The sequence below is a fragment of the Bradyrhizobium sp. LeoA1Lang genome (assembly GCF_055413685.1).
This window is the reverse complement of the sequence record NZ_JBVAPG010000075.1, coordinates 1-24,288: the sequence shown is the minus strand read 5'-3', so window position 1 is coordinate 24,288 and position 24,288 is coordinate 1. Positions and strand designations below refer to the sequence as shown.

The 24,288-nt window shown below is 64.0% G+C and carries 22 protein-coding genes and 2 pseudogenes; 13 read left to right on the top strand and 11 right to left on the bottom strand.

What is annotated here, in order from left to right; translation table 11 throughout:
- Positions 1–36: 36 nt before the first annotated feature.
- Positions 37–1,011: a TAXI family TRAP transporter solute-binding subunit gene (locus ACZYOF_RS23990; RefSeq protein WP_463717328.1), complete on the bottom strand. Its 975-nt coding sequence runs from the start codon at positions 1,009–1,011 to the stop codon at positions 37–39.
- A 15-nt stretch (positions 1,012–1,026) separates the two neighbouring features.
- Positions 1,027–3,066 carry a TRAP transporter permease gene (locus ACZYOF_RS23985; RefSeq protein WP_282526611.1) on the bottom strand — a complete coding sequence of 680 codons (2,040 nt, stop codon included), beginning with the start codon at positions 3,064–3,066 and terminating at the stop codon, positions 1,027–1,029.
- A gap of 364 nt (positions 3,067–3,430) precedes the next feature.
- Here ACZYOF_RS23985 and ACZYOF_RS23980 point away from each other — a divergent pair.
- Positions 3,431–4,233, top strand: a pseudogene (locus ACZYOF_RS23980) (SDR family NAD(P)-dependent oxidoreductase).
- A 101-nt stretch (positions 4,234–4,334) separates the two neighbouring features.
- Here the strand turns inward: ACZYOF_RS23980 and ACZYOF_RS23975 are convergent.
- The gene (locus ACZYOF_RS23975; RefSeq protein WP_463717327.1) at positions 4,335–5,879 is read right to left on the bottom strand and encodes a cation:proton antiporter; all 1,545 of its coding nucleotides are present in this window, start codon (positions 5,877–5,879) and stop codon (positions 4,335–4,337) included.
- Between the two features lie 154 nt (positions 5,880–6,033).
- Between ACZYOF_RS23975 and ACZYOF_RS23970 the strand changes: the two genes are divergently transcribed.
- From ACZYOF_RS23970 to ACZYOF_RS23945, 6 genes are all read left to right on the top strand, one after another.
- Positions 6,034–6,798, top strand: coding sequence for a tetratricopeptide repeat protein (locus ACZYOF_RS23970; RefSeq protein ID WP_463717326.1), 765 nt, complete (start codon positions 6,034–6,036; stop codon positions 6,796–6,798).
- A gap of 120 nt (positions 6,799–6,918) precedes the next feature.
- Entirely contained in the window at positions 6,919–8,826 is a 1,908-nt protein-coding gene (locus tag ACZYOF_RS23965; protein ID WP_463717325.1) for a propionyl-CoA synthetase, read from the top strand.
- Positions 8,827–8,965: 139 nt separating this feature from the next.
- Positions 8,966–9,235 (top strand): hypothetical protein, encoded by a 270-nt coding sequence (locus tag ACZYOF_RS23960; protein ID WP_463717324.1) that lies wholly within the window; start codon positions 8,966–8,968, stop codon positions 9,233–9,235.
- Between the two features lie 16 nt (positions 9,236–9,251).
- Positions 9,252–9,458 (top strand): DUF6494 family protein, encoded by a 207-nt coding sequence (locus tag ACZYOF_RS23955; protein WP_130577446.1) that lies wholly within the window; start codon positions 9,252–9,254, stop codon positions 9,456–9,458.
- Positions 9,459–9,685: 227 nt separating this feature from the next.
- The gene (locus tag ACZYOF_RS23950; protein WP_394568900.1) at positions 9,686–10,423 is read left to right on the top strand and encodes an OmpW/AlkL family protein; all 738 of its coding nucleotides are present in this window, start codon (positions 9,686–9,688) and stop codon (positions 10,421–10,423) included.
- A 226-nt stretch (positions 10,424–10,649) separates the two neighbouring features.
- On the top strand, positions 10,650–10,868 hold the full coding sequence (locus ACZYOF_RS23945; RefSeq protein WP_130577450.1) for an alkylphosphonate utilization protein: 219 nt from the start codon (positions 10,650–10,652) through the stop codon (positions 10,866–10,868).
- Between the two features lie 118 nt (positions 10,869–10,986).
- On the opposite strand, the gene ACZYOF_RS23940 is transcribed toward ACZYOF_RS23945, so the two are convergent.
- On the bottom strand, positions 10,987–11,682 hold the full coding sequence (locus ACZYOF_RS23940) for a DUF1013 domain-containing protein (RefSeq protein ID WP_165420997.1): 696 nt from the start codon (positions 11,680–11,682) through the stop codon (positions 10,987–10,989).
- A gap of 226 nt (positions 11,683–11,908) precedes the next feature.
- On the opposite strand from ACZYOF_RS23940, the gene ispH reads away from it, so the two are divergent.
- The 3 genes from ispH to rnhA are packed head-to-tail and all read left to right on the top strand — an operon-like array spanning position 11,909 to position 14,328.
- A complete protein-coding gene (gene ispH, locus ACZYOF_RS23935) occupies positions 11,909–12,877 on the top strand; it encodes a 4-hydroxy-3-methylbut-2-enyl diphosphate reductase (protein ID WP_282526617.1) in 969 nt (322 codons plus the stop codon).
- Positions 12,878–12,883: 6 nt separating this feature from the next.
- Positions 12,884–13,864, top strand: a complete 981-nt coding sequence (locus ACZYOF_RS23930) for a homoserine kinase (RefSeq protein ID WP_463717323.1) — start codon at positions 12,884–12,886, stop codon at positions 13,862–13,864.
- Positions 13,861–14,328, top strand: coding sequence for a ribonuclease HI (gene rnhA, locus ACZYOF_RS23925; RefSeq protein ID WP_463717322.1), 468 nt, complete (start codon positions 13,861–13,863; stop codon positions 14,326–14,328). The genes ACZYOF_RS23930 and rnhA overlap by 4 nt, the downstream gene beginning before the upstream one ends.
- A gap of 196 nt (positions 14,329–14,524) precedes the next feature.
- Here the strand turns inward: rnhA and ACZYOF_RS23920 are convergent, their stop codons facing one another.
- From ACZYOF_RS23920 to ACZYOF_RS23895, 6 genes are all read right to left on the bottom strand, one after another.
- A complete protein-coding gene (locus ACZYOF_RS23920; RefSeq protein ID WP_028168672.1) occupies positions 14,525–15,010 on the bottom strand; it encodes a peroxiredoxin in 486 nt (161 codons plus the stop codon).
- Positions 15,011–15,118: 108 nt separating this feature from the next.
- Positions 15,119–15,673: a DUF924 family protein gene (locus ACZYOF_RS23915; RefSeq protein WP_282526619.1), complete on the bottom strand. Its 555-nt coding sequence runs from the start codon at positions 15,671–15,673 to the stop codon at positions 15,119–15,121.
- Between the two features lie 27 nt (positions 15,674–15,700).
- Entirely contained in the window at positions 15,701–17,389 is a 1,689-nt protein-coding gene (locus tag ACZYOF_RS23910) for a long-chain-fatty-acid--CoA ligase (protein ID WP_463717321.1), read from the bottom strand.
- Positions 17,390–17,525: 136 nt separating this feature from the next.
- Positions 17,526–18,998 (bottom strand): D-alanyl-D-alanine carboxypeptidase family protein, encoded by a 1,473-nt coding sequence (locus ACZYOF_RS23905; protein WP_463717320.1) that lies wholly within the window; start codon positions 18,996–18,998, stop codon positions 17,526–17,528.
- 221 nt (positions 18,999–19,219) lie between these two features.
- The gene (locus ACZYOF_RS23900; RefSeq protein WP_463717319.1) at positions 19,220–20,998 is read right to left on the bottom strand and encodes a glucan ABC transporter ATP-binding protein/ permease; all 1,779 of its coding nucleotides are present in this window, start codon (positions 20,996–20,998) and stop codon (positions 19,220–19,222) included.
- 172 nt (positions 20,999–21,170) lie between these two features.
- Positions 21,171–22,229, bottom strand: a complete 1,059-nt coding sequence (locus ACZYOF_RS23895; protein WP_463717318.1) for an ABC transporter substrate-binding protein — start codon at positions 22,227–22,229, stop codon at positions 21,171–21,173.
- Positions 22,230–22,468: 239 nt separating this feature from the next.
- Between ACZYOF_RS23895 and ACZYOF_RS23890 the strand changes: the two genes are divergently transcribed.
- The 3 genes from ACZYOF_RS23890 (at position 22,469) to ACZYOF_RS23880 (ending at position 24,047) form a co-directional block, all read left to right on the top strand.
- Positions 22,469–22,894: a hypothetical protein gene (locus ACZYOF_RS23890; protein WP_463717317.1), complete on the top strand. Its 426-nt coding sequence runs from the start codon at positions 22,469–22,471 to the stop codon at positions 22,892–22,894.
- Between the two features lie 110 nt (positions 22,895–23,004).
- Positions 23,005–23,403, top strand: a complete 399-nt coding sequence (hisE, locus tag ACZYOF_RS23885; protein ID WP_130577461.1) for a phosphoribosyl-ATP diphosphatase — start codon at positions 23,005–23,007, stop codon at positions 23,401–23,403.
- Between the two features lie 62 nt (positions 23,404–23,465).
- Positions 23,466–24,047: a YqaA family protein gene (locus tag ACZYOF_RS23880; protein ID WP_463717316.1), complete on the top strand. Its 582-nt coding sequence runs from the start codon at positions 23,466–23,468 to the stop codon at positions 24,045–24,047.
- A gap of 138 nt (positions 24,048–24,185) precedes the next feature.
- On the opposite strand, the pseudogene ACZYOF_RS23875 reads toward ACZYOF_RS23880, so the two are convergent.
- Positions 24,186–24,288, bottom strand: a pseudogene (locus ACZYOF_RS23875) (IS110 family transposase); the annotation flags it as partial.

Genomic DNA, 24,288 nt, shown 5'->3' with positions numbered 1-24,288 from the left:
CGTAGACTTATCTGCGCAGAAAACGCGTCAAAAAAGCTAGCCGCCGATGCCCTTTTCCTTGAAATACTTCAGCGCGCCGGGATGGAACGGGATCGGGGAGCGATCCTGCCGCTGGTTGTCGAGCGAGAAGCTTTCGGCTTCCTTGTGCACGGCGACGATATCGGCCTTCTTTTCCACCAGCGTCTTGACGATCGTATAGGCATCGTCGTTGCTCATCTTGTCGCCGGTGACAATGAGATTCCAGACCTCCGTGATGGAGTTGTCCTTGTCATAGCCCGGATACGCGCCCGCCTTGATCGTGCTTGGCGAATAGAGCTTGCCGTATTTGGCGTTCATCTTCTCGGCCAGGTCGCCATGGTCGATCAGTTTCATCTTGATGCCGGGGGTCGCCGCCAGATCGGTCACCGCCGCGGTCGGAATGCCGCCGACCCAGAAGAAGGCATCGATCTTGCGGTCCTTGATGGCGTTGACGGATTCGGCAACGCCGAGCCGCTCGCGCTTCATGTCCTTGTCCTTGTCGAGGCCGGCGGCTTCGATGACACGGAATGCCATCACTTCGGTGGCGCTGCCGGGCGAACCCGTCGAAACGCGCTTGCCCTTGAGATCCGCCATGGACTGGATGCCGGTCCCTTCGACGGTCACCACATGCATGCGGTTCGGATAGACGACGAGGAGGGCCTGCAGCGGCACCTTGCTGTTCTTGAACTTGTCCTGGCCCTGCAGCGCGTCGAGCGCGGCGTCGGCCATGGTGAAGCCCATTTCGCTCTGCCCGGTGCCGATCAGCTTGAGATTGTCGACCGAGCCGCCGGTGACCTCGGCGGTGGCTTGCACGTTCGGAAGGTTCTTCGAGAGCACGTTGGCGACCGCGCCGCCGAGCGGATAGTACACGCCACCGGTGCCGCCGGTGCCGATCGACATGATCTTCTGCTGCGCATGGACGATGCCGGCAAAGGCGAGACCGGCCGAGATCGTCACAGCCAGTATCGCCGCGGTCTTTTTCAGTTTCTTCATCCTATCACTCCCTGATTAAATCGTGAGCGCCGGTTCCTTCGGCGTCGGTGTTCTCGCCTGCCACAGCAGCACGCCGAGGCCAATGATCAGGCCCGGCACGTAGGTGTAGCTGATATCGCGGCCGATCATCCATTCGACGATCGCCTCGATCAGACTCGGAAACACCAAGAGCAATCCGGATAGCAGAAGCAGGCCGCGTTCGATCGGCGTAGTTTGTCGCAGTGCCCAGTTCTGGGCAAACGCGGCAAGCGCGAGTAGCCCGATGGTCGCCTTGATCGTGATTTCGAGGATATCGACCCACGAGCCGCCTTTGGGAATCGCCAGCAGGAGACCGACGCCCTGTGGATCAAGCACGAACACGAACGGCACTAGGAAGGCGGGCAGCGTGTATTTCCACGATTGCAGCGTCGTGCGGTAGGGATCGCCGCCGGTGATGGCGGCAGCCGCGAACGGCGAGAGCGCTGTTGGCGGCGACACCTCCGACAGTACGGCGTAGTAGAAGATGAACATGTGCGCGGCGTAATCGGGTACGCCGAGCTTGATCAGTGCCGGCGCTGCGATAACGGCGCAGATGATGTAGGAGGCGGTCACCGGCACTGCGAGGCCGATGATCCAGACGATCAGCGAGGTATAGATCGCGGTCAGCAGGAGACTGCCGCCGGCATAGCTGATCACGATCGACGAGAATTTCAGGCCGAGACCCGTCAGCGTCACGATGCCGACGACGATGCCGGCGCATGCACAGGTGGTCGCGGCATTGAGCGCGCCGATCGAGCCGTCGGCCAGCGCCTTCACCAGCTTCGAGGGTACCAGCGCCGTTTCCTTCCGCAGGAAGCTCAACGCGAAGGTGACCACGACGGCGTAGAACACCGACAGTGACGGCGAATAGCCGATGATCATGAACACGACCACGGCGGCCAATGAGACGAAGTGAAAGCCGTAGCGCTTGGTCATCTGGCCGAGCGTCATCTCCGGCTTGAAGTTGACGTCCTTGGCACCGAATTTGCGGGCGTCCAGTTCGACCATGAACAGCAGCGACATGTAGTAAAGGCAGGTCGGGATGGTCGCCATCCAGATCACGTCGAGATAGCTGATCTTGAGAAATTCGGCGATCAGGAAGGCGGCCGCGCCCAGCACCGGCGGCGACAGGATCGCGCCGAGGCCGCCGGCCGCCAGCAATCCGCCGGCGGCGTTTTTCTCAAAGCCTGCTTTGGCCAGCATCGGATAGGCCACGGTGCCGATCATCACGGTGGTGGCGACGCCGGAACCCGAGGGGCCGCCGAGCAGGAACGACGACAGCACGACCGTCCGTCCTGCGCTGTTCGGCTTGCCGCCCATCAGCGCCAGCGAGAAGTCGATGAAGAATTTCCCGGCGCCGGATTGCTGCAGGAATGCGCCGTAGATGGTGAACAGGATGATCAGCGTGGCTGACACATCGACCGCGACGCCGAAAATGCCTTCCAGGGTAATGAAGAGATGGCCGACCAGGCGGGACAAATCATAGCCACGGTGGGTCCACGGTGCCGGCAGGTGCGGACCGAGCATCGCATAGGCGATGAAGAACAGCGACACCACGGGCATGATGGGTCCGGTCGTGCGCCGCGTCGCCTCGAGTAGCAGCACGATGAAGACAATGCCGACGATGACATCCAGGTGGTCGGGCGTGGTGGCGCGGTCGGTGAAATCCTCGCCGCCCCACAGCGCATAGACGATGGTTGCGACCGCAACGATGCCCGGCACGATGTCCCACCAGCGTACGCGGTTGCGAAACCGGGTAGCCAGCGGAAACAGCAGGAAGCTCAGCACCAGCGTGAAGGCGACATGGGTATAGCGAAGTTCCTGGGTCGGAACGATCGCGTAGGCGGCATAGAGGTGGAACAGGCTCATGACCACCGCGATCGTGGTCGAAATGCGTCCCGCCCAGCCCATCAGGCGGTTGGTCGCGCCTTCCTCAGCCTCAACGAAGGTTTCCGCTTTTTGCAGCGCCTCCTCGGAGATGGCGACGACGTCGTCATTGGGCGACGATTTGCCTGACGGTCGGCCTTCTGTGGTCATGCTTCCCCCGGTACGCTCTCTGTAGCCCGGCTGGATGGCCGGGTCTTGGGCGGCGCATTCATGCTGGTTTGGGGGAAGCGTTGCAAGGGGCATCGCGCCTGCGACTTTCGGATGATACATGCGGCGTATGCATCGGGCACATCAGCCGGATTGGGTTGACCGCGGGCGCGCGTCCGGCCAATTTCCCGGCAAGGGGAATACTCATGAATTCCAGGTTGGCGGCTGCCGCATTCTTGGTCGGCGCCTGGCGCGCCGGCCTGTAATCCTTAGCCCGGATAAAGCGAAGCTGTGATTTGGGAGCGCCAGGCCCCGGATTACGCTTCGCTTCATCCGGGCTACAACACGAATAGCAAGGGAGAAACCAATGGATCGGCTCAAGGGCAAAATCGCGATGGTGGTCGGCGCCGGCTCGATCGGGCCGGGCTGGGGCAATGGCAAGGCGACCGCCGTCACCTTTGCCCGCGAGGGTGCCAGCGTGTTCTGTGTCGACCGTAACGCGGCTGCCGCGGAAGAGACGGCCGCCATCATCACCGGCGAGGGCGGCAAGGCGACCGCGTTCACCGCGGATGTCTCGCGTGCGGCCGACGTCGAGGCGATGGTCGCGGCATGCCTCAAGACATACGGCCGCATCGATGTGCTCGACAACAATGTCGGCATCGCCGAGATGGGCAGCGTCGTCGAGGTGAGCGAGGCGGAATGGGACCGCGTGTTCGCCGTCAACCTCAAGAGCGCCTATCTTGCCATGAAGCACGTGATCCCCGTGATGCAGAAGCAAGGCGGCGGCTCGATCATCAACATCTCCTCGATCGCCTCGATCCGCCATCTCGGCATCTCCTACGTCACCTACGCCACCACCAAGGCGGCGATGAACCAGATGACGCGCACCACCGCGGTGCAGTTCGCGCGCGACCATGTGCGCGTGAATGCGATCCTGCCCGGTCTGATGAAGACGCCGATGGTGGCGCATTCCGCGGCCTCGCCGCCAGCTATGCTGCCGGCGATGTGGACGAGATGTGGCGCGCTCGCGACGCGCAGGTGCCGATGGGCCACATGGGCGACGCCTGGGACGTCGCCAACGCCGCGCTGTTCCTGGCCTCGGATGAATCGAAATATGTCACCGGCATCGAGCTCGTCGTCGACGGCGGCGTGACGCTGAAGGTGAGTTAGCGCGTGGTGCCGTAGGGTGGGCAAAGCGAAGCGTGCCCACCTTTCTTGCACCGAACGTGGATGGTAGGCACGCTTCGCTTTGCCCACCCTACAAATTCCCGTTACGCCTGCGCGCTCAATTCGGCGCGGTCGAGTTCTTCCTCGATCAGGTGAAACGCATCATCGCCGATCTCCTCGGATTCACGCAGCGTCAAGAGCGATTGCCGGGCGGCGCTGATCGCGCGGCGCCTTAAGGGATCGGCGGGAAGCTCGCTCGAGGTGACGCCGCCGCTTGGATCGGTCTCGGCGCGCATCAGGAGCGCGCGGTACTCCAGCCTGAGGATTTCGGCTTCCTCGGAGGGATCGCTGTCGATCTCTTCCAGCGCGGCGCGAAAGGCGATGGCGCGGGCGCGCGCTGCCTCGGCCGTCACCGGGTCGTCGTCCTTCAGACGCAGCGCCAGGATCAAAGGCCGCAGGGTCAAGCCCTGGATCACCAGCGTTCCAAATACCACAGAAAAGGCGGTCAGCAGGATCAGGTCGCGATACGGAAAATCTTCCGGCAATGCAAAAGCGGCCGCCAGCGTGACGATGCCGCGCATGCCGCACCAGGAAACGACGATGCCGCCCTTGACCGTCGGCGGCGGCGCGGCGCGGTGGGGATGAAACAGCCCCCACGCCACCAGCCGCCTGACGACGGCGCCATAGCTCATCACCCAGCCGATGCGCGCGAGGACGACGGCCGCCAGCACGCTTGCGGCAAAGATGCAATATTCCACGCGCACGACCTCGTCGAGCCCGGCCCAGATCGGCTTGAGCTGCATGCCGATCAGCATGAAGGCGAGGACGTTGAGCACGAACACCACGGTCTCCCACACCGCGTAGGACGGCACGCGTAGCCGCGCCGGCGTCCGCGCCGGTGCAGTACGCGCCATGGTGATGGCGAAGACGACGATGGTGAGGATGCCGGACAGGCCGATCCGCTCGGCGATGATCCACGCCATGAACGTGCCGCCGAACTGGGTGATGATCGCGCTCGGCGCGTAAGCGATTCGGCGCGTCAGCAGCATCGAAAGCCGGGCGAAGAGATAGCCGGCGATCAGGCTGCCGATCACCGCCAGCACGAGCGACGGCGCAAATTCGCGCAGCTTCAGGTGTTCGACCGCCACAGTGCCAACGGCGACGCGATAGATCAGCAGCGCGCTGGCATCATTGAGCAGGCTTTCGCCCTCGAGGATCTTCAGCAGCCGATAGGGCAGCTTGACCTGGCGCAGGATCGCGACCGCGGCCGCTGCGTCCGGCGGAGCGACGATGGCGCCCAATGCGATCGCCGCGGCCCATGGCATGTCCGGCCTCAGCCAATGCGCCACCAGCGCGACGGCGGCGGTCGTGGTGCCGACCGCAGCGAGCACCAGCATCGACACCGGCAACCAGTTGTTGCGGAGGTCGCGGAGCGACGTATCGAATGCGGCATCGAGCAGCACAGGTGCCACGAACAGCGCCAGCGCGAGGCCGGGTTCCAATGTCCAGGATGGCCCCGACGGCAGGAAGGTCAGGAGCACGCCGCCGATCGCAAGGAAGGTCGGATAGGGCACGTTGATCCGGCGCGCCACCGCCGACAGCGGAATGGCGACGAGCAGCAGGACGATGGTCCATTCGAAGGTTGACACGCGTCAAATTCCTGTTGGCAGTCATTGGCTAATCTAGCATGAGTTTGCGAGCCCATGAGCAAGCGCAAAAATCGCGACAAATCTCCCGCTGGTGCGGGGTACGCGTCGTTTGCTACCATTGGCTCGAGATCAAGAATTCCTACCGGACCAATCGATGCAATCCTGGCTCTTCATCCGACGCGCTCTCGTCGCGTCGGGCCTTTGCATGGCGCTTGCGCAGCATGCATTTGCAACCAGCGTAGAGCCGCTCAAGGATGTGCAGGCCGATCCCGCGCCATGCCTCACTGCTGCCGGCGCTGACGATAACGATAAGGCCGTCGATCTCTGCACGGCGCTGATCGACAACGAAAACACCGCCAAACCCGATCGCGTCAAGGCGCTGATCGCGCGTGGTGAGGTCTATGCCCGGAAGGACATGGTCGACCGCGCGATCTCCGATTACGATGCAGTGCTGAGGCTCGATCCGACGCTCGCCGATAGCTTCAATGCGCGCGGCGAGCTTTGGCGCAAGAAGGGCGACCGGCCCAAGGCGCTCGCTGATTTCGGCGCGGCGATCAAGCTGAATCCGGATCACGCCGCGGCGCGCGCCAACTACAAGTCGTTGGCGCTCGAATTGGAGCGCCTCGGCGCGCTGATGGCCGTTGCGGGCAAGCCGAGTTTCAATTGTGCCAAGGCGCGACGCGCGGTGGAGAAGGTCATCTGCGCCAACCCTGATCTCGCCGACCTCGACCGCGAGATCTTTGCGGCGAATGCCAGGGCGGTCCGCGAGGCCGAGACCCCACGTGCCGCCCGCGCCCTGCAGCGCGAGCAGGATGAATTCATCTCACGCCGCAATGCCCAGTTCGGCCGTCACGGCTACGACCTGCAGAAGGCGATGAAGCAGCGGCTGCAAAGGCTGAACGGGGCCGACGGGTACTAGTTGCGGCCACTGGTCCTGCGCTTTCGGCTTGAATCCGCGCCGCTTCCCGTGACAATGGCGGCAACAGTGAAACGACAATCGCCCGCCTCGTCATGGCCGGCGACCGCCGGGAGGAACGCAATGAACATTCAAAACAGCCGCTATCAAGAGGTCCATGCCCGCTCGCTGGCTGATCCCGATGGTTTCTGGAGCGAGGCGGCGCGGGAGATCGATTGGATCGAGCCGGCCAAGACGATTTTCGATCCCTCGCTTGGCGTCTATGGGCGCTGGTTCACCGGCGCCGTCGTCAACACCTGCTACAACGCGCTCGATCGCCACGTGCTCGGCGGCCGCGCCGACCAGGTCGCACTGATCCACGATTCCCCACTCACCGGCAGCATCACGAAATTCACCTATGCCGAGCTTCTGAAGGAAGTGCAGGCGCTCGCCGCGGTCATGCAGGATTTCGGCGTGACCAAGGGCGATCGCGTCATCCTCTATATGCCGATGGTGCCGGAAGCGGTGGTGGCGATGCTGGCCTGCGCGCGGATCGGCGCGGTGCACAGCGTGGTGTTCGGCGGTTTTGCCGCAAAGGAATTGGCCAGCCGCATCGACGATGCCAAGCCGAAGCTGATCTTTTCGGCGAGCTGCGGCATCGAGCCCGGCCGCATCGTGCAGTACAAGCCGCTGCTCGACGAGGCGATCAAGCTCGCCAGCGCCAAGCCGGAAGCCTGCATCATCCTGCAGCGCCCGCAGCATGGTTGCGAGCTCACCGCGAGCCGCGATCACGACTGGGCCAGTCTGCGCCGCGCCGCACTCGACGCCGGCAAGGCCGCGCCTTGCGTCCCGGTGCTCGCGACCGACCCGCTCTACATCCTCTACACCTCGGGCACGACGGGAATCCCGAAGGGCGTCGTGCGCGACAATGGCGGGCATCTGGTCGCGCTCAAATGGTCGATGTTCAACCTCTATGGCGTCAAGCCCGGCGAGGTTTGGTGGTGCGGTTCCGACATCGGCTGGGTGGTCGGCCACAGCTACATCGTTTACGGCCCGCTGTTCCATGGCGCGACCTCGATCATGTATGAAGGCAAGCCGATCGGCACGCCCGATGCCGGCGCGTTCTGGCGGGTGATCTCCGAGCACAAGGCGGTTGCGTTCTTCACCGCGCCGACTGCCTTCCGCGCCATCCGCAAGGAGGATCCGGAAGGCAAGTTCATCCGGCAGTACGATCTGGCAAATTTCCGCACGCTCTTCCTCGCCGGCGAGCGCGCCGATCCGCCGACGGTGGAATGGGCGGAGGCACAATTGAAGGTACCGGTGGTCGACCATTGGTGGCAGACCGAGACCGGCTGGTGCATTGCCGGCAATCCGGTGGGGCTCGGCATGCTGCCGGTCAAGCATGGCTCGCCGACGGTGCCGATGCCGGGCTATCAGGTCGATGTGGTCGATGAAGCCGCAAGGCCGATGCCCGCGGGCACCATGGGCTCGATCGTGATCAAGCTGCCGATGCCGCCCGCCTGCCTGCCGACGCTGTGGCAGCAGGATGAGCGCTTCAAGGAATCTTACCTCTCCGAATTCCCCGGCTATTACAAAACGTCGGACGCCGGCTACAAGGATGAGGACGGCTATGTTTGGGTGATGGGGCGCACCGACGACATCATCAATGTTGCCGGTCACCGGCTCTCCACCGGCGGCATGGAGGAGATCCTGGCCTCGCATCCCGATGTCGCCGAATGCGCCGTGCTCGGCGTCAAGGATGCGATCAAGGGCGAAGTGCCCTGCGGTTTCCTGGTGCTGAAGGCCGGCGTCAGCCGCCCGCCCGCCGAGATCGAGAAGGAGATCGTGGCATTGGTGCGCGAAAAGCTCGGCCCGGTCGCCGCCTTCAGGCTCGCGATCACGGTCGGCCGCCTGCCGAAGACGCGCTCCGGAAAGATCCTCCGCGGCACCATCAAGAAGATCGCCGATGGCGAAAGCTGGACCATGCCGGCCACGATCGAGGACCCCAAGGTGCTCGACGAGATCGGCGACGTGCTGAAGGGAAGGGTGTGACGGTTGGATCGTCATGCCCGGGCTTGACCCGGGCATCCATCAAGATCAGAGAAGCCGCCATCTTTTCGATGGATTGCCGGGTCATGCCCGATCAGGTCGGGGACGGGCGCACGGCAATGACGAAAGAGGGAAACCACGTATGCGACGTTACTTCGCCCGAGCCCATATCGCGCTGTTCCTAGTCGCGCCACTGCTCGTCGGCTGCCTCGAGCGGAGATCGGCGCCGCTGGCCGACGCCGCAGGCGATGACGACGCCTTCTGCCGCGCCAACAATGTCCAGCAGGGCTCGCCCGAATATGTCGCCTGCCGCAAGGACCGCGACGTCCAGCGGCAGCACGCCGAAGCGCGCGCCGACCGTCGTCAGCGCAATCTCGGCGAATACATGCTCAACAATCCGGTGAGGCCATAAGCAGAGGAGGAACGTCATGAACGAGGACGTCTTCAACGAAAGCCTGCGCCGATTCCTGAAGCGCGTCGGCATCACCTCCCAGCGCGAGATCGAAAAGGCCGTACGCGACGCCATCGAAGCCGGCCGCCTCAAGGGCAACGAGAAGCTGACGGCAAAAATGACGCTGACGATCGACGCCGTCGGGCTCAAGCACGAGGTGACGGAAGAAATCGCGCTCGGATAGTGCTTTGCCAGAGCGTTTTCAAGCGAAGTGGCAGCGCGTTACCGCTACGGCTGGATCGCATCGGCGTTTGTCGTGATACTTTTGCAACGGTGTGGCTTAATCACGCCATGTCTCGTCTGATTTGATCCGCATCAAATCCTTCACCGTCCCGCTTCTGGTCTGAGAGAGGCAACGCGCGACTTTCCGCGCGGACTTGGCGATGGGAAGACTTGGCGATGGGGAATTTGATGAGGACAAGAACAATTTTGACGGCGTCGCTCGTGCTTGCGGCGGCGTTCGGTGGGGCTGCCATGTCGGCGCAGGCTGCGGATCTGGCGGCGACGCCGGTCTACAAGGCGAAGGCACCGCCGCCGGTGGAGACCTTCAACCCCTGGATGATCCGTCTGCGCGCGCTCGGCGTGTTGCCGGATGCGGGCGGCAGCTCGGTTAACGTCTTTGGCGTTCCGGGCCTGTCGTCACCGAATTCGGGGCTCTCGATTAGCGATCAGGTCATCCCGGAGCTCGACATCACCTATTTCTTCACCGAGAATTTAGCCGCCGAACTCATCCTTGGCGCGACCAGGCATCACATCAGCGGTACCGGGGCGCTCAACGGGCTCGACATCGGTAAGGCCTGGCTGTTGCCGCCGACGCTGACCCTGCAATATCACTTCACCGGGCTTGGCGCGTTCAAGCCGTATATCGGTGCCGGCATCAACTACACCGTGTTCTTCAACCAGTCCGCGGCCAACACGCCGGTCGGCGGCCTTGCGGTGACGGATCTGCACATCAGCAACCAGGTCGGCGCCGCGGTTCAGTTCGGCTTCGACTACATGCTCGACCGCCACTGGGGCCTCAACGTCGACGTCAAGAAGCTGTGGCTGCGGCCGGATTACTCGGCAACCGTCAACAACGCGATTCCAGTCACCGGGCGCGCCAATATCGATCCGTGGCTGGTGGGCGGCGGCGTCGTCTACAAGTTCTGACGCCGCGGGGGACGGCGGCGCCGGGAGCCGGGCCCCGGCGCCGCTGGCCGCCTTGGTGCTGAGCCAGCATGAGATGACGGACCAGATCGAATTGCGCTAGAGCATGATCCGGAAAAGTGGAAACCGGTTTTCCCTCGCGACAAACGCGAAGCGTTTGCGCGGAGATCATGCTCAAATTAAGAGATGAGATCATTCCCATCTCAGCGCGCGCCGCGGAAAGCATCACATGGACATCAAGGTTAGGGATTCAAACGGCGCGCCGCTCGCCGAAGGCGACAGCGTCACGCTGATCAAGGACCTGAAGCTGAAAGGCTCGTCCACGGTCTTGAAGCGCGGCACGGTGATCAAGAACATCCACCTCACCGATAACGAGGACGAAATCGAGGGCCGCACCGACAAGGTCAAGGGCCTGGTCCTGCGCACGGAGTTCTTGAAGAAGGCGTGAGGGCGGCCATCCGCCGTCATCACCCGCCACCGGGTCGCGGCTGCTGCATCACTCCAACAAAAACGCGGCGGGTTGATCCGCCGCGTTTCGCATGCCTCGTACCGAATGCGAGGCAGCCTTATTCTTCCTGCTCTTCTTTCTTGCCGCCGATCGTCTTCAGCTTGGCGAACACGGCGTCGACGTTGAGGTCGTCGCCCTTTCTCTCGGCGGGCTCGAACTCCGGCTCCTTCCGCGTGGTCTCGGAGGCCGGCAGCAGCGTGGCGCCACCATAGGTGGCGGTGGCGGGCTTCTCCTTGGCGGCGCGCTGCACCTCGAAGTCGAGCTCGATCTGCGAGCACAGGCCGAGCGTCACCGGGTCCATCGGGGTCAGCGTCGAGGTATTCCAGTGGGTGCGGTCGCGGACGCTGGCGATCGTCGTCTTGGTGGTTCCGACCAGCCGCATGATCTGGGCGTCCTTCAGTTCGGGATGGTTGCGGACCAGCCACAGGATCGCGCTCGGCCGCTCATGGCGGCGCGACACCGGCGTATAGCGCGGGCCCTTGCGCTTGGCGGCGGCCGGCAGCACCACCTTGCTCTCGCCGAGCCTGAGGCGATAGTTGGGGTCCCTTTCGCCCTTTTCGATCTCGTCGCGGCTCAATTGGCCGGTCGAGATCGGGTCCATGCCCTTGATGCCCTGGGCGGCGTCGCCGTCCGCGATGGCGCGGACCTCCAACGGGTGCATCTTGGTGAAATCGGCGACCTGGTCGAAGGTCAGCGCGGTATTATCGAGTAGCCAGACGGCGGTCGCCTTGGGCATCAGAGGTGCGTTGCTCATGGCAAATCTCCTTTGTGCTTCGCCCACCTCTTTGGAGGCGAAACCGGGGGTCATCAGCGATGACGGGAATTAAGCCCTATATAATCCTTCGGGTACCGGTGGCGCAATGGTTCTGCTAGAGTGCCTTGACACCGTCCGAAACCCAGCCCAAGTCGGGCTAAAGTCCTTACCCAACTGACCGTTCCCTGCCCGCCGGCAAGGGGTGATTCGGTCGCGAGATCGCTCCATGCCAGCCAAACCAGACCTGAGAATCGTGCTTTGTTCGCCACGCGGCTTTTGTGCCGGGGTGGTCCGGGCCATCGACACCGTGGAACGGGCGCTGACGATCTACGGCGCCCCGGTTTATGTCCGGCACGAGATCGTCCACAATAAATATGTCGTGGACGGCCTGAAGAAGAAGGGCGCGATTTTCGTCGAGGAACTGGCGGAAATCCCCGCGAATACCACCGCACCGGTGGTTTTTTCCGCTCATGGGGTTCCAAAGTCGGTTCCGGCGGATGCGCAGGCACGCCATTTGTTCTCGCTGGACGCCACCTGTCCGCTGGTCACCAAGGTGCACCGGGAAGCCGCGATCCATTTCAAGCGTGGCCGCGAGATCCTCCTGATCGGGCATTCCCACCACCCGGAGGTGGTCGGCACGCTCGGCCAGTTGCCTGCGGGCGCCGTGACCCTGATCGAGACCGCCGAGGACGCCAAGACCTTCACCCCGAAGGACCCCAACAACCTCGCCTTTGTGACCCAGACCACGCTGTCGATCGACGATACCGCCGAGATCGTCGCGCTGCTCAAGGAGCGCTTCCCGAACGTCAACGGGCCGCACAAGGAAGACATCTGCTATGCCACCACCAACCGCCAGCTCGCGGTGAAGAAGGTGGCTCCGGTGGTCGATGCGCTGATCGTGGTCGGCGCGCCGAACTCCTCCAACTCGCAGCGCCTGCGCGAGGTCGCCGAGCGCGAGGGCTGCCCGATCGCGGTGCTGGCGCAGCGTGCCAGCGACATCGACTGGGATCGCTTTGAGGGCATCAGCAGCCTCGGCATCACGGCCGGCGCCTCCGCGCCGGAAGTGATCGTCGAAGAGATCATGGACGCGTTCGCCGAGCGCTTTGAATTGCATGTCGAGACCGTCTCGGCCGCGGAAGAAAACGAGTTCTTCCCGCTGCCGCGCTCGCTGCGTCCTGAAGCCGCCGCCGAGTAGTCGTTTATGGCGGTCTACACCGACGTCGCCGCCGAAGAGCTAGCGGAATTCCTTAGAGGTTACGACATCGGCGATCTCCTCTCCTACAAGGGGATCGCCGAGGGCGTCGAGAACTCGAACTTCCTGCTGCACACGAACTGCGGCTCGTTCATCCTGACGCTCTACGAGAAGCGCGTGGCGGAGGATGACCTTCCGTATTTCCTGTCGCTGATGGCGCATCTCGCCGAGCGCGGCGTGAGCTGCCCGCAGCCGGCGCGAAACCGCAAGGGCGAGGTCTTTAGCCGGCTTGCGGGGCGGCCGGCGGCGGTCATCAATTTCCTCGAAGGCATGTGGCCGCGGCGGCCGAATGTCGGACATTGCGGTGCCGTTGGCGAGGCGTTGGCGAAGATGCATCTTGCCGGGCTGGATTTCCCAATGTTCCGGCCGAATCCGCTCTCGGTTGCCGGCTGGCGTCCGCTGTTCGATCTTGCCGGCGCGCGCGCCGACAGCGTGCAGGCGGGCCTGCGCGATTTTATCGAGCGCGAGCTTGGCTATCTCGAGGCGAATTGGCCTACCGATCTGCCGGTCGGCGTCATCCATGCCGATCTGTTTCCGGACAACGTGTTCTTCCTCGGCGACAAACTGTCGGGGCTGATCGACTTCCCGTTCTCCTGCAACGACATCCTGGCTTATGACGTGGCGATCTGCCTCAATGCCTGGTGCTTCGAGCCGGACCATTCCTTCAACGCGACGAAAGCGCGCGCGCTCCTCAATGCATATGGCCGGGCGCGGCCGTTGTCGGAAGGAGAGCAGGCGGCGCTGCCGCTGCTCGCGCGCGGCGCCGCGCTGCGCTTCCTGCTGACGCGTTTGGTCGATTTCCTCAACGTGCCGCCAGGTGCGCTGGTGAAGCCCAAGGACCCGCTGGAATATGTGCGCAAGCTGCGCTTCCAGCAGAGCGTGAAGACGCTCAGCGACTACGGCGTGACGCAGGCGGGGTGCGTGGCGTGAGCGAAAAGCCGCATGTGACTGTTTTCACCGATGGCGCCTGCTCGGGCAATCCCGGCCCGGGCGGCTGGGGCGCGATCCTGAAATTCGGCGACGTCGAGAAGGAATTGAAGGGCGGCGAGGCCCATACCACCAACAACCGCATGGAATTGATGGCGGCGATTTCGGCGCTGGAGGCGCTGAAGAAGCCCTGCGTGGTCGATCTCACCACCGACAGCCAATATGTCCGCCAGGGCATCACCGCCTGGATCTTCGGCTGGAAGAAGAACGGCTGGCGTACTGCCGACAAGAAGCCGGTGAAGAATGTCGAGCTATGGCAGCGGCTCGATGCCGCGCTGAAGCCGCACGAGGTGCGCTGGCACTGGATCAAGGGCCACGCCGGCCACGCCGAAAACGAGCGCGCCGACCAGCTCGCCCGCGACGGCGTCGCCATGGCGCGGCTGAAGGAAAAAGTCGGCGGTTCGTAGTTGGTAGGGTGGGCAAAGCGCAGCGTGCCCACCATCTACGTTCGGTGCAAAAAACGGTGGGCACGCTTCGCTTTGCCCACCCTACGGCCTCTCCGTCGTCGTCCGTCATTGCGAGCGAAGCGAAGCAATCCATTTCGCCGCTTGCTGAGGCGTGGATTGCTTCGTCGCTACGCTCCTCGCAATGACGGGGGGAAGCTTAGAGCTGTGCCAGCAGCGTGTCGCCGCCGGAGACCTCGACCTTGCCCGGGGCCGGTTCGAGGTTGAGCTTCTTCACCACGCCGTCCTCGACCAGCATCGAATAGCGCTTGGAGCGGATGCCGAGCCCGTTGCCGGAGGCATCGAGCTCCATGCCGATCGCCTTGGTGAAATCGGCGTTGCCGTCGGCGAGGAACAGCGCCTCGTCGCGCTGGTCGGTGTCGCGCTTCCAGGCGTTCATGACGAAGGCATCGTTGACCGAGACGATCGCGATGGTGTCGACGCCCTTGTCCTTGATGGCGTAGGCGTTGAGGAAGATGCTCGGCAGATGCATCTTGTGGCAGGTGCCGGTGTAGGCGCCGGGCACTGCGAACAGCGCCACCTTCTTGCCCTTGAAGACATCATCGGTGGTCCGCACCTGCGGACCTTCCTCGGTCATCACGCGAAACTTGGCATCCGGCAGCTTGCCGCCAACTTGGATCGTCATCGTCCAGTCTCCCTGAATGAGCTGATGTTTTGTAGACCGTGCAGCTTGCGGGCACAATATTCGCGAGCGTCAAAACCGCAACGGCCGCGCGCCTTCACCGTTCCGTCATCATCCAGAAAATCCGCCTTCGTCCAGGAAGGCCTGCTCGTCCGGTGTGGTCGCGCGCCGCAGGATGCGGTTGCGGTGAGGAAAGCGGCCGAACCGCCGGATGATATCGGCGTGCCCCTCCGCATATTCGAGCTGCTCCGTGTTGCCGATGTTCCGGAACAGCTCGATGCAGCGGATCTGGTCGGGCAGATGCTCCGAATGCATGAAGGGCATGTAGAGGAATTCGAGCAGGTCGGGGTCGATCCGCGCATCCACCCCGCGGTCGATGGCCCGATGCGCCACCTCCCGCGCCAGCGCGTCGCTTGAATAGGTCAGCGCGTCGCCGCGGAACATGTTGCGGGGAAACTGATCGAGCATGATGACGAGCGCCAGCGCGCCGTCGTCGATCATCTCCCATGACGACAACTCGCCGCCCGCCGCCTTCCGCCAGAGCTCGAGATAGCGGTCGCGTATTTCCGCATCGAACGCATCGTCGCCCGCGTACCAGCGATCGGGGCCGGCCGCGCGCCAGAACGCCAGGATCTCGCCCGGCGTGACATCGCGAACGTCAATCATGGTCCGAACGTCCGCTGGCGCGCGAATTCAGGCCGCAGCCGCCGGCTTCTTCTCGTCGCGCAATTCGCGGCGCAGGATCTTTCCGACATTGGTCTTCGGCAGCTCGGTCCTGAACTCGATCTGCTTCGGCACCTTGTAGTTGGTGAGCTGGGTGCCGCAGAACTTGATGATCTCCTCGGCGGTGAGGCTCGGGTCCTTGCGGACGATGAAGGCTTTGACCGCCTCGCTGGTCTTGGCGTCGGACACACCGATCACGGCGCATTCGAGCACGCCCGGATGGCTCGCGATCACTTCCTCGATCTCGTTCGGATAGACGTTGAAGCCGGAGACCAGGATCATGTCCTTCTTGCGGTCGACGATCTTGGTGTAGCCGTTCTCGTCCATCACCCCGATGTCGCCGGTGCGGAAATAGCCGTCCGCGGTCATCACCCGCGCGGTCTCGTCCGGCCGGTTCCAGTAGCCCGACATCACCTGCGGGCCCTTGGCGCAGATCTCGCCGGCCTGTCCGAGCGGCAGTTCATTGCCGTCATCGTCGCGGATCGAGAGATAAGTCGAAGGCACCGGCAGGCCGATCGAGCCGGAGAACTTGTCGGTGTCGGCGGGGTTGCAGGTCAGCGTCGGCGAGGTCTCGGACAAGCCGTAGCCTTCCGACAGCGCGCAGCCGGTCACCGCCAGCCATTTCTCGGCCACCGGCTTTTGCGTGGCCATGCCGCCGCCGAAGGAGGTCTTGAGCTTGGAGAAGTCGAGCTTGTCGAAGCCGGGTGTGTTCAACAAGCCGTTGTAGAGCGTGTTGACGGCGGGAAAGCTGTTGATCTGGTATTTCGCGAGCTCCTTGACGAAGCCGGGCAGATCGCGCGGGTTCGGGATCAGGAGGTTGACGCCGCCGGCGCGCACCGCCAGCAGATAGCAGGCGGTCAGCGCGAAGATGTGGTAGAGCGGCAGCGCGCAGACGATGAAGAGCTGGTCGACATGCGGCGGCTTCTTGATCGCCGGCTGCAGCCAGGCGTCGTTCTGCAGCACGTTGGCGACGATGTTCCGGTGGAGCAGGGTGGCTCCCTTGGAGACGCCGGTGGTGCCGCCGGTATATTGCAGGAAGGCGACGTCATCGGGCGTGATCCTGGGCCGGTTGAGCTTCATGCCCCGGCCTGCGGCGACAGCAGTGTTGAATGTGACGGCGCGCGGGATCGAGAACGGCGGCACCATCTTCTTCACCCGGCGCACCACCAGATTGACGATCACGCCCTTGAAGCCAAGCAGGTCGCCCATGCTGCCGACGATGACGTGCTTGACCGACGTCTTGCCCAGCACCTGCTGCACGGTATTCGCGAAATTCTCCAGAACGATGATGGCTTCTGCGCCGGAATCCTTGAGCTGGTGCTCGAGCTCGCGCGGGGTGTAGAGCGGGTTGACGTTGACGGCGGCGTATCCGGCACGCAGCACGGCGGCGGTCGAGATCGGATATTGCAGCACGTTCGGCATCATCAGCGCGACGCGCGCGCGCTTTTGCAGGCCGAGGCTCTGCAGATAGGCGCCGAGCGCGGTCGACATCTCGTCGAGCTCGCGATAGGTGATCGCCTTGTCCATGCAGATGAAGGCCTTGCGGTCGGCGAACTTCGCAAAGCTTTCCTCGAGCAGCTCAACCAGCGATGAGTATTGCGTGACGTCGATGTCGGCGGGCACGCCGGCCGGGTAGTACTTGAGCCAGATGCGCTCCATGGAAATCCCCTCTCCTCGTCCCCGGACCGTGGCCCGGACTGCCTTCTTTTTGGCAGTATTGGGCTAGCCGGCGGCCGATGGCAAGCCGTCCGCGCCCGTTCGACGCATCAGCAAATCGGGGGATGTTGCGGCGCGGTTAACTGGCCGGCTTGCCGTCGTTCTTCGGCTTGGCCGCCGCCTTCGGCTTCGCCGGCTTGGCGGCCGGTTTGTCGCCCGCGGTGGCCGCGGGCTTCTCCGAAGACTTTGCCGCCGCGCCATCCGACTTGGCATTCGCCGACTTGGCATTGGCATGGTGGACGGCGGCAGGCTTCGCCGCCGGCTTGGTTTCCGGCTTGGCGGCTTGCTTGGTATCCGCCTTCGTATCTGCCTTGGCCTGCTTTGCAGCCGGCTTGGCGTCGGACTTGCCGTCGGCGGACGCGTCCGGCTTCTTGGCCGCGACATGCGTCTTCTTCTTGCGCGGCTTTGGCGTGTCCTTCTCGGTGTCCGCCGCGACCGCGGCGATCAGCGCCGCACCCGTGCGGGTCGGGCCGGTATAGACCACGACCGGCTCGGACGGCTCCGCCGGCTGCGCCAGCAAGTCGGCCGGCTTGAAGATCGGCGGTGGCAGGGCGGCGAAGAAGGTCGCGCCGGTCTCGCCGCTGCTGCTGCTGGTGCTGCTGCTGGCGACGGTGTCCTCGTCCTCATCACTTGCGGGCCGCTTGCGCTTGGGGCCGCACATCTCATCGCGCAGGTTCGGCGGCGTAGCGTCGATCGGCGCCAGACTCTCGACTGTGCCCAGCGAAGGGCGGAGCCAGGACAGGTTGTTATTGGCAAAACCGCGATCGAGCAGTTGCGCCGCGCGCACCGCGCGCATGCGACCCGACGAGGCGCCGAGCACCACCGCGATCAGCCGCTTGCCGTCGCGCGTCGCCGACGCCACGAGGTTGTAGCCGGACGCGCAGATGAAGCCGGTCTTGAAACCGTCGGCGCCGGGATAGCGGCCGATCAGGCGGTTGAAGTTCTGCGTGGTCCGGCGGCCGAAGCGGATCGAGGGGATGTGCACGAAATATTCGTATTCGGGAAGATCGCGGATGATGGCGCGGGCGAGGATCGCAAGGTCACGTGCGGAGGTGATCTGGCCGTCCGCCGGCAGCCCGTTCGGATTGACGTAGCTCGTCTGCGTCATGCCGAGCTTCTGCGCGGTCTCGTTCATCATCGCGGAGAAGCCGTCGATCGATCCGCCGACGCCTTCGGCGAGCACGACCGCCATGTCGTTGGCCGACTTCACCAGCATCATCTTCAGCGCATTGTCGACGGTGACCTGCGTGCCCGGACGGAAACCCATCTTCGAGGGCGACTGCGAGGCCGCCGTCGGCGAGACCGTGAGCAGCGTGTCGAGCGAGACGCGGCCGTCCTTCACCGCCTTCAACGACACATAGGCCGTCATCAGCTTGGTGACCGATGCCGGATACCAGGGCATGGTCGCGTTGTCGGCCTGCAGCACCTTTCCGCTATCGGCTTCCACCACCAGCAGCGCCTCCGCCTTGGTCGCGCGCGGCGCAAGCGCGAGGGCCGCGGCGGCGACGAAGAGGAGAAGCGATCGGCGAAGCAGCGGGCGAAGAAGGTGCACTATCCTGGTCCGGTCCTGATTGAAGACCCGCCTTGAACAAACGCCTTGGCCAAGGTGGGCTTTCAGATGTGACGTTCCGGTTTCAAGCGTGTCCGGCGCCGGCCAATTTTGCGGCGGTGCAAACCCTATACCGGGCCGCTTTTGGAGAACAGAGGCCGGGTTATTTAATCGTGGACGAAATCGGCCGAATTTCGACAATTCCGCGGCCGGTGAAGCGCGGCCTATTCCGCCTGCAGGCTTGCTCGCGCGTTCTCCTGGACCATGAATTGGGCCCGCGCGAGATCGGCAAAACGGCCGCCTTTTGCGACGAGTTCATCGAAAGTTCCGCTTTCGATCACCCTGCCGTTGTCGAACATCAGGATGCGGGTGGCGTGGCGGATGGTGGAGAGGCGATGCGCGATCACGAAGGTGGTGCGGCCTTTCATCACTTCATCGAGAGCGGCGTTGACCTTGGCCTCGGTGACGGCATCCAGCGCGCTGGTGGCCTCGTCCAGGATCAGGATCGGCGGGTCCTTGAGCAGCGCGCGGGCGATCGACAGGCGCTGCCGCTCGCCGCCTGACAGCATGCGGCCGCGCTCGCCGGCATGGGTGTCGAATCCCTTCTCGCTGCGCTCGATGAATTCCAGCGCCTGTGCCCGGGCCGCTGCCGTGCGAAGTTCCTCGTCGGTGGCGTCAGGCTTGCCGACGCGCAGGTTCTCGGCGATCGAGCGGTTGAACAGCAGCGCCTCCTGGAACACCACGCCGATGTTCCTTCGCAGCGCGGTCAGCTTCAGCGCGCGGATATCCATGCCGTCGATCTTGATGATGCCCGACTGCGGATCGAAGGCGCGGTGCAGCAGCGCAATCGCGGTCGACTTGCCGGCACCGGTCGGGCCGACCAGCGCGATGGTCTGGCCGGGCAGCGCGGTGAGGGTCAGATCTTCCACTGCCGGCCGCTTGCCATCATAGGAGAAGGAGACGTCGTGGAATTCGACGAGGCCCGACAGCCGGCCTGCATCCATTGCGCCGGGACGGTCGCGCACCGCCGGCACCGCGTCCAGTACGTTGAAAAATTCCTTCAAGCGCGGCGCTTCCATGAACACGTTGTTGATGAAGCCCACCACCTGCTCGAGCTTCTGGATCAGCATGGTCGCGAAGGAGACGAACATCACGATCTCGCCGACCGAGGTCAGTCCTTGCTGGTTCAGCACGATGCCGACCGTGAAGATCGCAAGCACGGTGATGGTGGTGGAGGCACGGGTGATCACGGTCACCAGCGCCCACCATGACAGCACAGGCATCTGCGCAGCGAGCAGCTTGTCGGCGACGAAGCGCAGGCCTTGCACCTCGGAGTCGATGCGGACGAAGCTCTGCACCAGCGCCACATTGCCGAGCGCGTCGGAGGCGCGCGCGGAGAGATCGCTGTAGTGCTCCTCGACCTCGCTCTGCATGCCGTAGGTCTTGCGTACCACCAGCGTGGTCAGCACGGTGAAGACGACGCAGAGCGCGAACAGGAGGATCGCGAGTCGCCAGTTGATGTAGAGCGAGAGCGGCAACAGCACGACCAGCGACAGGATCGCGGCAAAATGCTCGCGGAAGAAGCCGAGCCAGAGCCGCCACAGCGCGTCCGTGCCGTTCAGCATCACTTTCATCAGCCGTCCCGAATGGGTGCCGGTGTGAAAGGTCAATGGCAGTTGCAGGATGTGCTCGAAATAATCGGTCAGAACCGCCTGCCGCTGGCGATGCGCGAGCCGGTCGGCATGCAGCGCCACGATGGCGCTACACCCGATCGTGAACAGGCCGAACGCGACCCAGGCCGCGAGCAGCGGCCATGGCGAGGTGGACGCGATCAGTCCGGTGACCGGCTTGCCCGAGAGCACGTCGACGATCTTGCCGAACAGCACCGGCTCGGCGAATTGCGCGCAGGCGAGCAAGAGATTGGCGCCGGCCAGGATCCAGCCGAGCCGCGCCTCCTTGCCGAGCAATTCGAGCACGCGAACATAAAGACGAAGCAGCGACATGCCGCCATTCTAATCCGGGATCGCGGGCAAGAACCAGAGCGCGATGCTCTTTCCCGCCGTTTTCTCCACGTCATTGCGAGCGGAGCGAAGCAATCCATATCTCCGCTTGCGGAGGCGTGGATTGCTTCGTCGCTGTCGCTCCTCGCAATGACGGGCGCGGCGCTACTCTTGCTCAATTCACCACGCGCGCGTCGGCCGGCGGCAGGAATGCGTCATCGAAAATATCCGCCGCGGTCGGCCGCTTCTGGAATTTGAAATCCTCCGCGATCTGGTCGATCGACCGCTCGAACCTGACCGTATCGATGCCGCCGAGGCCGTGCTGCTTCACTTCCGCGGTGAGGATGTTGTCGCCGATGATGGCGCGCAGCCGCTCGGATTCCAGTTCGCGTGAGCCGGCATCCATGCGGCTCACCACTTCGGTGACCGCTCGTGCGGGTTCCTTGATCGCAAGATGTGTTCCCGTGATCACCGCCCGCACAAAGCCCTTCACGGCCTCGGGCTTGGCGGCTGCCAAGTTCGGGTTGACGATCAGCGCGGCGCCATAGGCCTCGCAGCCGTAGTCGGCGAAGCGCAGCACTGCGAGATCGTCCGCCGGCACGCCGCGATCGCGCAGGTTGATCGCCGACAGATAGGAGAAGCCGGTGACCGCGTCGACCTGTCCCGCCGACAGCATCGGCTCGCGGACCGCGGCGCTGATGCTGTTCTGCTTCACGCTTTGCGGCTTGATGCCGTTCTGCCTGGCGACCGCGGGCCACAGCCGGATCGAGAGATCGCCTTCGGCGACGCCGAGATTCTTGCCCTCGATATCGGAGAGCGCACGGATGCCGCGGCTCCTGCGCGCGATGATGGCGTAGGGCGCGTGGTTGAACAGCACGAAGATCGCCTTGACCGGTGCGGCGCCATTCCGGTCGCGCGCGCGGATCAGCGTGTTGATGTCGACCAGCGCGAAATCGCTCATCCCCGCGCTGACGCGCCCGATCGCGTCCTGCGATCCGCCCGCGATGTTGGTGGTGACCGCAAGCCCCTCCGCGCCGAACGATCCGCCGACGCCTGCCATCACGAAGGGCGACACCGCCGCGTCGATCGGGCGGTCGAGCGTAAGCTGGATCGTGATCGGCTGCTTGGCGGCGCCTGCGCTCTGTGCGCGGCTTGCGCGAGAGCACAGGCTGGCGCCGAGGCCGATTGCAAGGCCCAGGAAATCGCGGCGGGTGGAAGTTGAGGTTACGCGCATGATAACGTCAGGAGACGCGAGACAATCTGTCGCGCTGGGTATGTCTGTTTCGTGACACCGAACGCGCGTTTTCGCCCGTTCAGCGGTGCCATTCTGCCGCTTCTAACCTGAATGCTTGATGACTGCCACGATTTCGCCAGGGATCGTTCAGCCTGCGTTTGGTTTGGGGAACTTAGGGTCGCACCCGTGGTTGGCTATGAGTGGCCCGACGGGCCGAGCTTCCACGGAGGACTACTCAGATGTTTGCGCGAAAAGGTGTGTTTTCATCGATCGGCCGCGCAGCCGCACTGGCTACCGTCGCGGCGGTCGCGCTGACGGCGGTCGAGCCGTCGCTGGCCTATGCGGGCTCGGCCCCGAAGGCCAAGGAGGTCACGGCGCAGACCGGCACCAGCGACGTCACCGATATCAGCGCCCGCCGACGATATTATCGCGGCGGTGGTGGTGGCGCGGCCGCTGCCGCAGCCTTTGCCGGCATCGTTGGCGCGGGGCTTGCGATCGCCGCGGCCCAGAACCGCCGCGATTACTATGATTCCTACGGCTACTATGGTGGCGGCCCGGTCTATTACGGTGGCCCGGCCTATTATGGCGGCGGCCCGTATTACTACGGCGGCGGCTATGGCCGCGGCGTGCCGTACTATCGCGGCCATCCGCTCGCGAGCTGGTAAACGCGATTTTGATCGAGATGTGGCCACCGGCCCGCGCGGCCGGTGGATTTTTTTCGCCCATTGGCCAGCATGTTAACACGCTGGCCAGAGGTTTGAATTAGGCTTGAGGAATGAGTGATTCGCTCGATCGGCTTTATCAGGCGGTTCTCGCGGCCCGGCATCTCGATCCGGCGACGTCGCGCACCGCCCGATTGTTTCAGCGCGGGCCGTCAAAAATGGCCAAGAAGCTGGCCGAGGAAGCGATCGAGGTCGTGATCGACGCCCTCAGCGGCAAGACCGACGCCGTGGTGCGCGAGAGCGCCGACCTTCTCTATAACCTGACTGTTTTGTGGGCAGCCGCCGGGGTGAAGCCGGAGGATGTCTGGAAAGAGATGGAACGGCGCGAGCATTTACTCGGAATCGCCGAAAAACTGCCGAAGACCGGAGCCAGACTGGCCAAGCCGTCGGCCGAGCCGGTCGTGCGGCGGCGAATTGTGGCGCTCGAAAGCAGCCTGCGGAAGCGGCGCTGACCCGCCAACAATCCTCTTTTGCCGGCATGGACAAATGCGCTCCATGATGGTTGATCGCGCCCATGCTGAAACGGATCTACGACTGGTGCATCGACGCCGCCGACAAACCCTACGCGCTGTGGATTTTGGCCGCCGTCGCCTTCGCTGAGAGCTCATTCTTCCCGGTTCCGCCCGACATCATGCTGCTGCCGATGTCGCTGGCGCAGCCGAGGCGCGCCTGGTGGTTCGCCACCGTCTGCACGATCGCGTCGGCCGCCGGCGGCGTGCTCGGCTACGCCATCGGCGCGCTGCTCTATGACTCGGTCGGCCATTGGCTGATCACCATCTACGGCCTCGGCGACAAGGTGGACGCCTTCCGCGCCTCCTATGCCGAATGGGGCGCGGTGATCATCCTGCTCAAGGGCCTGACCCCGATCCCCTATAAGCTCGTCACCATCACCTCGGGCTTCGCCGGCTATAACATCTGGCTGTTCATCCTGTGCTCCATCGTCGCGCGCGGCGGCCGCTTCTTCATTGTCGCGGTCCTGCTCAACCGCTACGGCGACTTCATCCGCAAGGAATTGGAGAAGCGGCTGGGCTTCTGGGTCGCAATCGGCGCGATCGTGCTGGTGCTCGGCTTCTACATCGCCTTCAAGCTGGTTTAGCGCACGCGAGAACTCTCTCCCCTCATGGTGAGGAGGCGCGAAGCGCCGTCTCGAACCATGAGGCCCAATCGAGCCCGTGGCCCATCCCTCGAGACGCGCGCTAAGCGTGCTCCTCGGGATGAGCGACTATCTGGATTGTCAAGTTGCATTGGCGTAAGCGGCACGCGCCTCGCGTGCTTTGGCGTTGAGGCGGACCAGGAGCTTACGGGCGAGCGCAATGCGAATGACCATTTTTTCCTTT